The 12,762-nt window shown below is 69.2% G+C and carries 14 protein-coding genes and 1 pseudogene; 7 read left to right on the top strand and 8 right to left on the bottom strand.

Annotation, left to right across the window (positions count from 1 at the left end; translation table 11 throughout):
- The first annotated feature begins 8 nt into the window (after positions 1 to 8).
- Entirely contained in the window at positions 9 to 653 is a 645-nt protein-coding gene (locus ACQF4J_RS45900) for a CHRD domain-containing protein (protein ID WP_351806854.1), read from the top strand.
- Between the two features lie 334 nt (positions 654 to 987).
- Positions 988 to 1,410: a PP2C family protein-serine/threonine phosphatase gene (locus ACQF4J_RS45895; RefSeq protein ID WP_427168699.1), complete on the top strand. Its 423-nt coding sequence runs from the start codon at positions 988 to 990 to the stop codon at positions 1,408 to 1,410.
- Here the strand turns inward: ACQF4J_RS45895 and ACQF4J_RS45890 are convergent.
- Both ACQF4J_RS45890 and ACQF4J_RS45885 read right to left on the bottom strand, forming a co-directional pair.
- Entirely contained in the window at positions 1,407 to 1,787 is a 381-nt protein-coding gene (locus ACQF4J_RS45890) for a substrate-binding domain-containing protein (RefSeq protein ID WP_427168494.1), read from the bottom strand. The genes ACQF4J_RS45895 and ACQF4J_RS45890 overlap by 4 nt on opposite strands.
- 1,489 nt (positions 1,788 to 3,276) lie before the next feature.
- Positions 3,277 to 4,176, bottom strand: a complete 900-nt coding sequence (locus ACQF4J_RS45885; protein WP_427168493.1) for an alpha/beta fold hydrolase — start codon at positions 4,174 to 4,176, stop codon at positions 3,277 to 3,279.
- Positions 4,177 to 4,261: 85 nt separating this feature from the next.
- Between ACQF4J_RS45885 and ACQF4J_RS45880 the strand changes: the two genes are divergently transcribed.
- Positions 4,262 to 4,852, top strand: coding sequence for a TetR/AcrR family transcriptional regulator (locus tag ACQF4J_RS45880; protein ID WP_123971155.1), 591 nt, complete (start codon positions 4,262 to 4,264; stop codon positions 4,850 to 4,852).
- Between the two features lie 585 nt (positions 4,853 to 5,437).
- Positions 5,438 to 5,691: pseudogene (locus tag ACQF4J_RS45875) on the top strand (IS5 family transposase); the annotation flags it as partial.
- Between the two features lie 63 nt (positions 5,692 to 5,754).
- Here the strand turns inward: ACQF4J_RS45875 and ypfJ are convergent.
- Positions 5,755 to 6,642, bottom strand: a complete 888-nt coding sequence (gene ypfJ, locus ACQF4J_RS45870; RefSeq protein WP_427168492.1) for a KPN_02809 family neutral zinc metallopeptidase — start codon at positions 6,640 to 6,642, stop codon at positions 5,755 to 5,757.
- A gap of 234 nt (positions 6,643 to 6,876) precedes the next feature.
- On the opposite strand from ypfJ, the gene ACQF4J_RS45865 reads away from it, so the two are divergent.
- The gene (locus ACQF4J_RS45865) at positions 6,877 to 7,029 is read left to right on the top strand and encodes a hypothetical protein (RefSeq protein WP_351583347.1); all 153 of its coding nucleotides are present in this window, start codon (positions 6,877 to 6,879) and stop codon (positions 7,027 to 7,029) included.
- 104 nt (positions 7,030 to 7,133) lie between these two features.
- On the opposite strand, the gene ACQF4J_RS45860 is transcribed toward ACQF4J_RS45865, so the two are convergent.
- From ACQF4J_RS45860 to ACQF4J_RS45850, 3 genes are all read right to left on the bottom strand, one after another.
- Positions 7,134 to 7,466 (bottom strand): hypothetical protein, encoded by a 333-nt coding sequence (locus ACQF4J_RS45860; RefSeq protein WP_427168491.1) that lies wholly within the window; start codon positions 7,464 to 7,466, stop codon positions 7,134 to 7,136.
- A 307-nt stretch (positions 7,467 to 7,773) separates the two neighbouring features.
- Positions 7,774 to 8,241 (bottom strand): pyridoxamine 5'-phosphate oxidase family protein, encoded by a 468-nt coding sequence (locus tag ACQF4J_RS45855; protein ID WP_351583353.1) that lies wholly within the window; start codon positions 8,239 to 8,241, stop codon positions 7,774 to 7,776.
- Positions 8,242 to 8,415: 174 nt separating this feature from the next.
- Entirely contained in the window at positions 8,416 to 8,868 is a 453-nt protein-coding gene (locus ACQF4J_RS45850) for an ATP-binding protein (protein ID WP_351583356.1), read from the bottom strand.
- 655 nt (positions 8,869 to 9,523) lie between these two features.
- Between ACQF4J_RS45850 and ACQF4J_RS45845 the strand changes: the two genes are divergently transcribed.
- Entirely contained in the window at positions 9,524 to 9,895 is a 372-nt protein-coding gene (locus tag ACQF4J_RS45845; protein WP_427168490.1) for an STAS domain-containing protein, read from the top strand.
- A gap of 1,099 nt (positions 9,896 to 10,994) precedes the next feature.
- The gene (locus tag ACQF4J_RS45840) at positions 10,995 to 11,165 is read left to right on the top strand and encodes a hydrophobic protein (protein ID WP_351583362.1); all 171 of its coding nucleotides are present in this window, start codon (positions 10,995 to 10,997) and stop codon (positions 11,163 to 11,165) included.
- 423 nt (positions 11,166 to 11,588) lie between these two features.
- Here the strand turns inward: ACQF4J_RS45840 and ACQF4J_RS45835 are convergent, their stop codons facing one another.
- Both ACQF4J_RS45835 and ACQF4J_RS45830 read right to left on the bottom strand, forming a co-directional pair.
- Positions 11,589 to 12,122 (bottom strand): GNAT family N-acetyltransferase, encoded by a 534-nt coding sequence (locus tag ACQF4J_RS45835; protein ID WP_351806816.1) that lies wholly within the window; start codon positions 12,120 to 12,122, stop codon positions 11,589 to 11,591.
- On the bottom strand, positions 12,119 to 12,718 hold the full coding sequence (locus tag ACQF4J_RS45830; protein ID WP_427168489.1) for a TetR/AcrR family transcriptional regulator: 600 nt from the start codon (positions 12,716 to 12,718) through the stop codon (positions 12,119 to 12,121). The genes ACQF4J_RS45835 and ACQF4J_RS45830 overlap by 4 nt, the downstream gene beginning before the upstream one ends.
- Between the last annotated feature and the right edge of the window lie 44 nt (positions 12,719 to 12,762).

Genomic DNA, 12,762 nt, shown 5'->3' with positions numbered 1-12,762 from the left:
TAACCACCATGTACAGCAAGCGTTTCGGACTCGTCGCCATGACCCTTACCGCCGCCGCCCTGCTTACCGCCTGCAACGGCGAGGACACAGGGACCGGCGCCGCCTCCAGCTCTGGCGCGCACTCCTCGCAGAGCACCGGACACGACACCGCCGCCGCCGCCGGGCACGGCTCCGGGGGGTGGGCCAAGAACCAGGCGGGCGCCTCCTTCTTCGGCTCGCTCCTCGACGGCGCCTCCGAGGTACCGGTCAAGGGCGGCCCCGCCGTGGGCGACAAGGACGGTCACGCCCTCGCGCTCATGCGGATCCAGGGTGACCAGGTCTCCTACGCGTTCACGTTCACCGGCATCCAGACGCCGACCCTGGGCCACCTTCACCAGGGCGTGAAGGGCGTCAACGGCGACGTGAAGATCCCCTTCTTCACGAAGAAGCTGGCGGACGGTTCGAAGTTCACCTACGGCACCGTCACCGTTGAGGACGCGGACCTACTCCAGCGGATCAAGGCCCACCCGAGCAACTGGTACTTCAACCTCCACACCGACGAGCGCCCCGGCGGCGCCGTTCGCGGCCAGGCCTACAAGCTTCCCTCCAGCACGCACGTCCCCGACTCCATCAGCGAGGACACCCTCAACTCCCTTGTCTCATCCGGTCAGTGACCGATGTTCGTACGACGTCGGCGGCTCGCGTTCCTTGCGCGAGCCATTCTCGAAGGGCCGGGCACCGGCGCACAGCATGCCGGTGGTTCGGCAACAGGAAGCACCCTTCAGGCGACTCACCGCACCGGTCCCACCACTCGGCTTCCGGTGTGTCCCCGGTACCGACATTGAGTCGTCCAGCACATGGAGGATGAGCCGGCGTCCCCATCGCAAGGTCGTGTAGGAACCGGCGTCCGGGGCCGGGTGGTTGCCGGTAGGCAGGTGTTTCAGGATCGCGAGTCTGTACCTGGCCGCAGCGCCGCACGCTCGCGTGGGCGGGGACTTCTACGCCTTGGTGGACACCCCGCACGCCATTCGTGTGGTCATAGGTGACGTCCGGGGCAAAGGGCTACCGGCCCTGGCGGTGGCCGCGGCGGTACTCGGCTCCTTTCGAGAAGCAGCATATGAGGCCGCCGACCTGGCCATCCTTGCCGGGCGCCTGGAAACCACGCTGCTGCGTGACGACGCTGCCGCCCTCGCCCCGAGCCACCCGGGCGAACTCTTCGCGATCGCCGTACTCGCAGAGATCCCCCGCCGCAGCGGCAACATCACGATCCTCAGCTGCGGCCACCCCCCGCCTCTGCTGAAGCACCCGGGCGGTGTCGAATTCCTCAACACAGGCGATCCTGCTCCTCCCCTGAATCTCGGCATGCTGAACTCGACCGTCCACCGCCCTCGACGCTTCCGGTTTCAGCCCGGCGACCAGCTCCTGTTCTAAACCGGCACGGCGAACGACCGCGGACACGGGCGAGCAAGCGGCCCCGTTGGGGGGAGGCACCACCAGGCGGACTCGCGCAGCCGCAGTGTGGCCTTGACCGCCGCCTCGTCGTGGCTGAGCGGTCCGCTGCGGGCCAGCAGCCGTCCGGCCTGCTCGACGGCGAGCGCGCCGAGTTCGCGGGTGTCCAGCGCGACGATGGTCAGGGCCTCGACGAGGGTGCCGAGCTGGAGGCCGTCGAAGCCGATGACCGCAAGGTCATCGGGAACCCGGCTACCGAGCCCTCGCGCGGCCCGCAGTGCCCCGGCGCTAAGCCCCGAACAGCTCGCGCACCTTTCAGTCGTGTTCAGCCCCTGGATGCCGATGACCCACGCGTCCACGCACACATATGCGGTAGGCGCCGTGGTGGACCGGCACAACATCGGCAGACGCTCCGGGTGCGACAACCTGCTCCAGACCTATACCGTCCAGGCCGACGGTAGAATCGGCGCCTGCTGCGGCCTCGGCATGCGGGCCATCCCCGAACTCAACGTGAGCCATGTACGTCAGCCCGATTCCCTGGCCCGGGCGATCACGGAGGCCGAAGAGGATCTGCTGAAGTTGTGGATCCACTACGAGGGGCCGGAACGCATCGTCGCCTGGGCAGCACGCCACAATCCCGAGATCGAGTGGGAGGGGCGTTACCGCCCACCACTGCCAGTTCTGCCACCGTCTTTACCACGATCCGGAAATCCGGAAAGTCATCATCGAGCACTGGGAAGAAGTGGTTGCCGAAGTACTCCGGTCCGCTTGGGTGGACGAAGTCCATGTCCCGCGGTCTGTGGCTGAGGCGCTGAGCGTCGGGCAGGCACCGTGAGCACCGCGCAGAATCTGTTCCTCGTTGCGAATGCCGCGGTGATCTGCCCGCTGGAGGGATAACAGACCGTCGACATGCGGTCGAGCCGCCACCGCCGTGCTGTCCAGCCCAGCTTGCGCAGCACGGCATTCAGGGCCTGCACCAAGTGCGGGAAGTCCTCGCACTTCGCCAGCTGAGCCCGCCAACGTCCCGAACACTTGCCCCGGCCCAGGGCTGATGCGTTCTCAGCCAACGAGATGAACCGATCGCGTGTGTACGCGTCGCTGCGGGCGGTTTGTCCAGTTCGCCATTGAGCGGTGTGCATCGTGAAGTCGCAGGTCACGGGTCTGGTGTGAATGGCGAGTTGGGTACTCGTGGCGGTCGGCGGCCGATGACCATGGTGTAGATCATCGGGCAGGTCCGGCTCTGGCTGGATGCCGGGGTCGGCTGCGCCCACGACCGGCCCCCGCATACGGTCCGTCAGCAGGTCGGCACGCCGTGAGAACGCGGGAGGGCGCGGGGGATGCAGGAGCGGCAGCGGATCACCGCCCGCCGGAGCGAACTGGGCGCTCTCGCCGAGGAGTTGGGCAAGCGATTCCAGGAGGCAGGCCGAGCGGCACGAACTGGCGACGCGGAGCGGAGTGTTGAACCGCCTGGCCGAGCAGGCCCGGGCCGACGCCGAGTTGTCGCTCCGGCATCGGCGAAGGTGGCCGGACGGGCAGTCCTGCTCATCCCACACCGCGGCGACGCGGCCGACGAGGGCGGGCTGCCCGGCGACTACCGCAAGATCCTGGCGATCGTGCCGGAGGCAGACGGCCCGGTGTAGGTCAGGGCGGTCGGCGAGCGGCTGGGGCTGGCCGCCTCGGTACACGGCAAGCTGGAACCTTAGCGGGCGAAGATGACCAAGCTCGCCGCCCGGGGGTGGCTGCATAAGCGGGGCGACGGGCGGTTCACGGCACGTCCGTAGACGCGCGGGGCGGCCCCGTAACTGACGGGCCCCCGACGGCGATGGGGATCGCCCTCCCGCTAGAGCACTAACGGCCGCTGAAGAAGTCGGTGAGGGCGGCGGCGACGACCTCGGGCTGCTCCTCGGGGATGTAGTGACCGGCGTCGGGCACGATGACGCCGGTCACGTTCTCGGCCCACGGGCTGATGGAGGCCGCCATATCCGGGATCGAGCCGTGGCTGCTGGAGATTCCGAGGACGGGCGCGGTCAGTCGCCGTTGCTCGAGTGCCGCGCGGTTCTTGCGCGCGGACTTGGCAGCGTCGCGGTAGTAGGCGAGGCCGGCGCGCAGGCCGCCATCGACGGCTAGGGCCGCGCCGTAGTGGTCGAGCTCTGCTTCCTCGAACGCGTCGGGCGCGAGGGACTTGGTCTTCAGGAACCAACTGATGTACTCCCGCTCGCGGCCGGCTATCAGCGTCTCGGGAAGATCGGGCACCACGTGGAACGCGAAGTGCCAGGTCTTGAACGCCAGAGTCGGGTCGAGGGGGATCGCTTCCGGCATGGTGATACCGGGAATTCCGGCGTCGAGCAGCGCGACCCCGCGCAGTCGGCTCTCGTAGTTCAGGGCGAGGGAGAAGGCGACCCAGGCGCCGATGTCGTGCCCGGCGAGCCAGTAGTCCCGCACGCCGAGAGCGTTCACGGCGGCCTGGATGTGCGCGGCGACCGTGTGCGTGTCGTAGCTGAGCTCCGGATGCTCGGAATTGCCTTGGCCCGGCCGGTCGATCGCTATGACCCGGAACCGATCGGCGAGAGCAGGCATGACCTTTCGCCAGGCCCACCACGTCTGCGGGAACCCGGTGAGCAGGACGACGGCCGGTCCGTCCGGCCGACCGCCTTCGACGGCGTGCAGGCGGACGCCGTCGGCGTCGACCCAGCGGTGCGTGAATCCGGCCAGGTCATGCAGGGGCAGGGCGGGGACGGGGTTGGTCATGGGAATCCTCCATCGAGGCGGGTGGACCGTGATTCGACGCTAGCACGTCTTGAACTGATCAGTCCAAGATGGGAGGATGGGCCGCATGGCAGGCAAGAAACAGTTCGACATGGACACGGTGCTCGACGCCGCGATGATCCAGTTCTGGCGCTCCGGCTACGCCGACACCTCGCTCGACGACCTGTCCCGGGCGACCGGCCTGAACCGCAGCTCGATCTACTCCTCGCTCGGCGACAAGGACGCGCTCTTCCTTCGCTGCCTGGATCGCTACGCCACGCGCTACGGCGACAAGTTCGACGCCGCCCTCTCGTGCGCGGCCGAGGACCCCGTCGCCGCCGTCCGTGCGTTCTTCGACGTCACTCTGGGGCGCATCGCCGACCCCGCCGTGCCTGACGGATGCCTGATGGCCCAGTCGGTCATGGCGAGTCCGGCGCTGAGCCCGAGCGTCGCAGAGCATGTCAAAGAGTTGTTCGGCCTCCAGCGCCCGCGCCTGCGCACCGCGCTGAAGGCCGGCGGAATGTCCGACGAGAACGCCGAGGACTTCGCCGTACACGTAGCGGCCGTGAACCAGTCTCTCGCGGTGATGGGTAGGGCCGGGTCGAGCCCGGAGCAACTCCGGGCGATCGTCGGGGTGACCGTCGACGCGCTCGCGCGGGCGCTGAGACCGGTCGGATAGCTGGCATATCGACCGCAGTGTGCGCGGGCGGCCGCCTCAAGGTAGACGCCGAGCCGTCGGCCAGTGTTCGGGCCGAGTTCGGCATTCACGCTCTCCCAATAGTTCATACCAGTACTCGTAACGCACCCGGGCACGACTGGGTCCGGCCCCCGAAGTGCGCCCGGCACGAGCCCGGGGTGCGGAAGACTGACCGCTTGCTTGCCCTGCCAGGGCTCTTGGCACCTGTGGGCCGTCGCCCGCTGCGGTCCTGCTCCGGAGCGGGAGCGCGGCATCCTCTTGCGTCAAATCGCCCCGGGCCACCAGCATCACCGCGACCAGTGCCCACAGTTGCGCAAAGTTGGACCCAGGCTGACCCGACAGCCGCTCGGTGAAGCGGGACGCGCTCACACGCCGTACCCCCCCTTTCATCGAGCAGGTGATTGGCCCGGGCGACCACGACGCCCTTGTGGAGCCCCGAGTCCGCCCACAGCCGCCACAACTCGACTCCGAGCGCCCACCGTCCCGAGCCCGCCGACGTCTCCTCAGCCGGCTTCTGCGTCACGAAGCCCTCGAAGCGAATGTCACGCTCTCCGCGTCCGGCTCCTGGTCGCCGCCGCCCATCCCCCTATCCGCAAAGCCCGGGTGGACGGCGGCTACCACCAGCACCTCGGCGAACACGCCGCCACCCTCGGCATCGACATGGAAATCGTCCAACGCGCCCCCCGAACCAGGGGATTCACCCCGTTGCCCAAACGCTGGACCGTCGAGCGCACCTACGGCTGGCTGGTGTTCCACCGCCGCCTCACGTGCGACTACCAGAGCGCGTCCGCCGCTCCGAAGCCATGATCCACCTCGCCATATATACGCAATCTGCCCACAGCGAGGCCCACCAACCGGGTGTCGTACCGTTGTTGTCAGCGTGGTCAGCTGAACGTGTTGCAGGCGGCGACGCGGCCGGAGCGGTAGCCGGTGGAGAACCATTGCTGGCGCTGGCTCGCGGAGCCGTGGGTCCAGGTGTCGGGTGTGACCTTGCCCTGGTAGCGCTGCTGGATACGGTCGTCTCCGACGGCGGCGGCCGCATCCAGCCCGCGGTTGATGTCGTCCTTCGTCAAGTCGGTGATCAGTGGCTCACCGCTCTTGGGGTCGGGGGTGGTGGTTGCGTGGTGGGCCCACACTCCGGCGTAGCAGTCCGCCTGCAACTCGAGTTTCACCGAGCCGCTGTTCTGGCCCTTTCCGCTGCCGCGGAAGATCGTTCCGCTGAGGTCCTGGAAGTGGTGGCCGTATTCGTGCGCGATGACGTAGGCCTCGGCGAACGGGCCGCCCTTGGCGCCGAACTTGCTGCTCAGGTCGTTGAAGAAGCCGAGGTCGAGATAGACCTTGTCATCGGCTGAGCAGTAGAAGGGGCCGACGTCGGACGTCGCGTTCCCACAACCGGTATTCACACTGCCGGTGAAGAGGAACGTCGGGGCCTGCTGGTAGGGCTTGCCGGCGGCTGTCTCCGTCTGCTTCCAGAATGCCTGCACGCTGTCCACCACGGCGACGATCCGGCACTCCTCCTTGCGGTTGGCGTCGGCACCGGTCCGGCAGTGCGCCGTGAGGTCCGCGGCTGACTCGCCGGACGAGGACGTGTCGCTGCTGCCGGAGCCGAACATGCCGGGGTCGACACCCCAGAGCACGGACGCGACCAGCACCACGAGCCCGACCAGTCCCCCGCCGACGGTCTTCCCGCCGCCCGGGATCCCGCCCAGCGCACCTCCCCGACCGTCCTCGACCTCGGACGTGTCCAGGGCAGCATCGTCGTCGAATTGCATCCCGTTGACCCTCTCTCAAGCAGCGCGCCGGACCACCCCGCGTCGTCCCGCTCGCCTACCCCGTACGAGGACATCCCCATCCCGACCTCTTCATGCTCCGCCTCTCGAAGGAGCCTGCGGGCGACGTCGCGACGCCGCTCTGTGGGTGAACGGCGGACCGCCGTACGCGGTGACGGCCCCTCCACGCCGTCCACCGCGCAGCGGCGGCGCGGCGGGAGGGTGCAGGCGTCGCGGATGACGGTCAGCCACACCTCCATCTGGGCGGCCATCGGCGCCGGCAGCTCGGCGATGTACGAGGTGGCCCAGGCGGTCATCGCGCACACCGGTTCGTGGTGCAGGATGCCGGTCTCCTGCAGGATGGAGGTGGCGTGGTGGGGGTGCAGGTAGGGGACTTCGGCCAGTACTGCGGCGTCCGAGGCAGTCAGCCGTGCGGCGGGGGCGTCCAGCAGGCCCAGCAGGAGGCTGACGGCGATCGGTGAGGGGCGGTGGCATCAGTGGTTGCGGAACGGTGCCCAAGGGTCGGGGAGGGGAGCGCTCGGGTCCCCACCCTCGGTGGACAGCCCGACGTAGGCGCGTAGGGCGGGGCGGGTACCGGGGAGGCCGTACTGGGTGAACCGCTCGTGGGGGTCGGAGCCGAACGGTACGGGCTGGAAGTCCGCGGCGGTCACCAACTCGGCCAGGACCCTCAGCAACTCCCGGCGCCCAGGGGAGAGCCCGGCGAACACCGGTACGGTGTCCGCGGGCTCGAACAGGGCTTCCAGCAGGTTCTCGGCGCGGACCGCCAGCGGGCGGGGCACGACGCCGGTCTCCTCGATACGAGGCAAGGCGCGGACGATCTCCAGGAGGACCCCGTCCGGGTCCTCGGCGGCGCCCCCACGTGAACGTGGCTAACTGCCTGGCCGCCACGGGGCCGGGGCCGGCTGATAGCCAGCCAGCCTCGTGACGGGGCGGGCTGTCCAGGGTGGGGCGGCGCCCCATCGCGTAGCGACGCCGGAGGGCGCCCTCGACTGACCCTCCCGTCACGCACCCTCAGAGATCGGGCGGCCCCGGCTCTCCTACCTGCACGTGGCCTTCTTCAGGTGGGGATGTATCTCCGTACCTCGCTTGCCGTGTTCAGAGGTGCGCCGACACCTACAGTCCCGCCGCCTGGAGATGCGGCGAAGAGAGGGCTGGTGAGCGGGTCAGGCGGTAGCCGGTGACGAGTTCGGCCTGGATGCGGACGATGTCATCGACGTCCCGGTCGGTCCAGGGGATCAGCAGCGCCCGGTAGCGGGCGGCTTCCCAGGGTGCGGTGACCGGGCCGGCCCGGCCGGTGACCATCACGCTCCACCCGGTCCGGGTACGCGCATCGAGGTCGTCGGCCTCGTAGACCACAATCTCGTCCACCGTCGTGTGGCGGGCCAGCGCCGACCCGGGATGGGTGCGGATGACGATCGTGTCGCCGTCGACGAGATGGTTGACCGGGCGGATCACCGGCAGCGCCCGGCGGGTGAAACCCACCCGGCCGAAGGGGACAAGCGCCAGCAGCTCGAGGCACTGCTTGCGGCTCAGCTCGATCATGCGGGCGGCGGGCACGGCGGCGACGGGTTCATTTTTCATGGCCGCTCCATCAAGGCCGCGAACACAGGTCCGAAGACTTCGAGATTGCCGCTCAGGGAGTGATACAAGGCAGGGCCAGTTGGGCCCCACCGTTCGCCATCCGGGCCCCGCTCACAAGCTGGAAAGGTGGCATAGTACCTCAGGCGGCACCCGCCGCCGTGCCGGGTGCGAATCTCATCGGTCGGTGCCGGTGAGGGGGATACGGGCGGTGATGCGTTTGCCGACCGGTTGGCGCTCGGCGACGAGACGCTGGGCGAGAGCTGTCACGATCTCCAGACCGTGCTGGCCCACCCGGCCGGCATCAGCGGCGCGGGCTGCCGGCAGTACCGGAGCCGAATCCCACACCACCACCTCCACCGCGCCACCGTTGATGTGCAGGTGCAGCAGGATCGGGCCCGGAGCGTACTTGCAGGCGTTGGTGACCAGCTCGCTGACCACCAGCCGCGTCACATCCACCACCCGATCGGAGACGACCGCACCGTGCTCGGCGCTGGCCGTGAGGAGGAAGTCCGCGGCGAGGTGACGGGCCCGGGCAATGCACTCGGCGTCGCCCTCCAGCGCGAGGGAGGTCTGCGGGGCGGCCCAGGGCAGCGTGGTGTCACCACCGCCTGCAGCTCCTGCGTCCATGACCGCCGCCTTCACTCCCCGCTCTCACTCCGGCCCCGCGTACCCCCGCACGCGGGAGTAACGCTCTGCCTCAAGCCGGCGGCGGCTCCGCTGAGCCGCCCTACCTGCTCCGTCCCACGTTCCCTGCAGGTCCGGGGCCTGAGAACATCCTCAGCTACCGCGAAGGCCCTCGAAGAAGCCACCAGCACCCGGCCGGGCCGGCCATCCCGGGCAGCGGACGAGGGACGAAGGACGGCAGAAGATCCACGGCGTGCGCGGTATGCCGCGGCCGACTCGGGGATGACCGCGGCACCCGCACCTCACTCACCCCGGAACGCGCCCGAAGGACCGCGGCCCGGAGGTGAGCACCGACTACCCCGCCCACCCCCGGCCACTCTCCGCCGAACGGGCGAACCAGCCGCCCGACCTTCCATCGCACAGACCATTGCGCCGGATGCCGTCCACTCCCCCGTCTGCGGTCGGGGGCGCTGGCGGCACTGCTCCCGAGCGGCTCCAGAGACTTCCGGAATCACAAGGTGCGCAGCCAGGCCGCTTGCGTCCCTGCCCCTGCAGGCCCGGCGGCTGAAGCTGTGCTCCCCACCTCACCCCCAGCGGGTAATCCCCTCTTGGGGGAGGCGTAATCCATGCGTGACGGCCCGCTGGGCATACTTGCACCATGGCAACCCGCGACGACGACCAGGCCCCGTTTCAGCAGTTCAACGGGGCCATCCCGGCGCGAATCGGGGTGGTCCAGTACGAACGCGGCGGAGCCTGGGTCATCGTCGCCCACGGCCCCTACGACCTGGACTCCATCGGCCCGCTCGCCCAGGCCCTGGAGACCGCGGCCGCGAAACACCCTCGGGTGGTCGTGGACGCTTCCGGCGTCAGCTTCGCCGACTCCACCTTCCTCAACCTGCTGCTGGCCACCCACCAACTGACCGACCTGCGCCTAGCTGCCCCCACCCCCCAACTGCGGCGGATTCTGGAGATCACCGCCGCCGACAGCCTGCTCGACGTACGGCCCACCGTGGAAGACGCCCTCACCTGACCCTCCGCCCCAACGCTCGCCCACGGTCCGGCCGGCGCAATGACGGTGGGCAGGGGGCGGATCAAGGTCACCGCGACATCACTGCAACGACCGCTGCGAACGCAGTGAACACCAAAGGGCCGGGAAAGGGCACCTCCGACCTCCCCAGGTCACGACCCCTTTCCCGGCCAGCCGCACCCATCTACCCCGCCCACCCCTGTTCACACCCACTCATCTGCCGGCGCGACATCGCTCCAGCCTCCCCGGCGTGTGCTCCTCCGTTCAGCGGCGCACCGCTGGCTTTGGTCCGTGCCGCCTCCCAGACTCGCAGTGCAGGGAGGCCCATTCGGTCGGTGCCGCGTCGCTGCCTTGGCCGGCAACCTCCCACGTGCCGCCGCTGCTGGCGAAGAAGCAGCGGCGGCACCACCTCGGTGACGACCTCATGCTGTTCATCGCGCTGCTGTCCCCATGTCTCCAGACGGCAGCAACGCCACTGCGACGGTTAGTCCGGGTGCGAGTGCGGCTCAAGCAGGTCTCCCACCCCGTCGTGCACACATGATCGCCTTCCGCGGCCGTGCCGGACCGGACTTGGGAGAGGAAGACGACATCGCCGCCTCGGATCTGATCGAGTGGAACCGCGCGGGCTCCCACGACTGGGGGCCCACCCCTGCGTGAAGCGCCGAGCCGGTGCCGAAGACGTCGATGGCCCCGGCTTCGAGGGGAAGACCAAGGGCCACCGGCCGTGACAGGCGACCACCGTAAAACACGATCCACACGGATCCCATGCCCCACGCCGGAGAGAGACAGGAAGAGGAACGGCATTGCGATGCCTGCGCTTGTCGCCCTGGTCAACGTCCACCACCCCCGCGGGGTCACGCCCATCGTCAACGGGCGAGCCGGAGCCGCCTCCGGCAGGGCTACTGCAGCTTCGGCCCTCATCCCGCCCCCGCCGACCGGGAATGGCAGCGCGCCCTTGCCGAACCCAGCCCCCGCCCGGCACTGAGGTGAGCTCTGTGGAGAAACTGCATCCACTGCCCGCAAGAGCAGTGAAGAAACCAGGAAAATTCGAGCGCGTGTTCCTGCATTCGCCGGGCACCAGAAGCGACGGAGGTTGATAACCATGGTTCCCCTGCTTCTCGTTCTTCTGCTGGCCCTGATCCTCTTCGGCGCGGGTTTCGCGCTGAAGGCACTGTGGTGGGTCGCCGTCATCGTGCTGGTCGTGTGGCTGCTGGGCTTCGTCGTGCGCTCCGCGGACACCGGCGGCCGCAGGGGCCGCTGGTATCGCTGGTAACCCACCCAGCAACAGCATGCCGGTGGGCCCCGGATACACATCCGGGGCCCACCGGCACGTCCGGATCCAGACGCTGCCCCCAGCAAAGGGTGTGCCGACCATCTTCCCGGGCACCACATCTGACGGCTGGGGCCCGGTGAAGCAGTGGAACCTGCACCTCCAACCACCGGACCCCAGCCACCCCCACTCAGCCCCACGGACCCGGTGGGAGCCGACGGCCCTTGAGCATCACGAGCACGTGCCGACCGGAGTCGTCCGTGGCGGATGGCGCACCGCCCCTGCACATACGCGTCCCACGGGCGGATCGAGCGGGCAGCCCGGGAAGGTGCCCGCCAACCAGTACCGCGCGGCCACAGCGAAGAGATCGCGGCCATTGGCTAAGCAGAGCCTGAGGCCGTTCCGGGTGCCGGATGCGAGGACGTCCTAGGGCGAGAGGTCCTGGCCCGCGAGGAAGGCCGTGAGCTCCTCCCCGTCCTCCGGTCGCGCCTCGGGCAGCGATAGGGGCTTGGCGTAGCAGCGGCTGAGCGTCTTGTCCTGGTAGGGCGGGTAGTTGGGGATCGGCGTGTAGCCGGCGCGGGTGTACAGCGCGATGGCCTCGGGCTGGTGGACGGCCGTCTCCAGGCGCATCTCGCCGTGGCCGAGGGCGGTGGCAGTGTGTTCCGCCTGGGCCAGGAGGCGAGCGGCGATGCCCCGGCCGCGAGCCTGTGGCGCGACGTACATGCGCTTCAGTTCGGCGGCCGTGTCCGGGGAGGGAAAGGGCTGTACGGCACAGCAGCCGACCGGCCGGTGGTCGACTTCGGCGAGCAGGAAGCGGATAGCGGGGTGAATGTGGGCGCCGCCGGTGCAGGGCTCCTCCGGGTAACGGGCCGCGAGGTCGGCGTCAAGGTCGCGCACCAGTCGCAGGATCCTCGGATCGTCCGCCGCGACGGCGGCGATGATCGGGTCGTGTGAGGTCACAGGTTGCGGCTCCCTTCGAGGATCAGGTCGAGCTGGGTTTCCAGGACGCGCCGCTGGAGGTCGGGGGGATAGGCGTCCGGATCGGTCACGGCGTTCAGCGCGAGACCGTCAAGACACGCCACGAGGCTGCGCACGCGGGTGTCGAGCTCCGCGCGTTCCGCATGGTCCGGGCAGGCGGCCTGCATCAGGGCCCTGAGGCGGTCGATCCAGGAGGCGTGACTGCGGGTGTGCTCGGCGAGCAGGGCGGGGTCGTTGCGGGTGCTGAGGAGGAACTGGGACCAGACGACGGCTTCCAGGTGCCGCTCGTCGTCCAGGGGCAGTGCCTGCTCGGCCACGGTGTAGAGGACGTCGCGGGCACTCTCGCCGGCGGGCAGGGTATCGATCCGAGCAGCCATCCGACGGTGCATCTCGGTGCGGGCGTGGGCCAGCAGCTCCTTCTTGCCGGCGAAGTAGTGCGTGACCATCCCCGTGGTGCATCCCGCAGCGGTCGCGACCGCGCGTAGCGTCAGGCCCTCCAGGCCACTGTCCGAGACGACCTGCCACACAGCTTGCGAGATCGTCTCCCGCCGCTCTTCGTGGTCCACCTGCCGGGGCATCCCGTCACCTCTTTGCATAACACCCGTTGCGTAACGTTCGTTAC

This window comes from Streptomyces sp. C1-1 (assembly GCF_050214755.1).
In the GTDB taxonomy this organism is placed as follows: Bacteria; Actinomycetota; Actinomycetes; order Streptomycetales; family Streptomycetaceae; genus Streptomyces.
The sequence above is the reverse complement of the archived record's forward strand: the minus strand, read 5'-3'. Positions and strand labels throughout refer to the sequence as shown.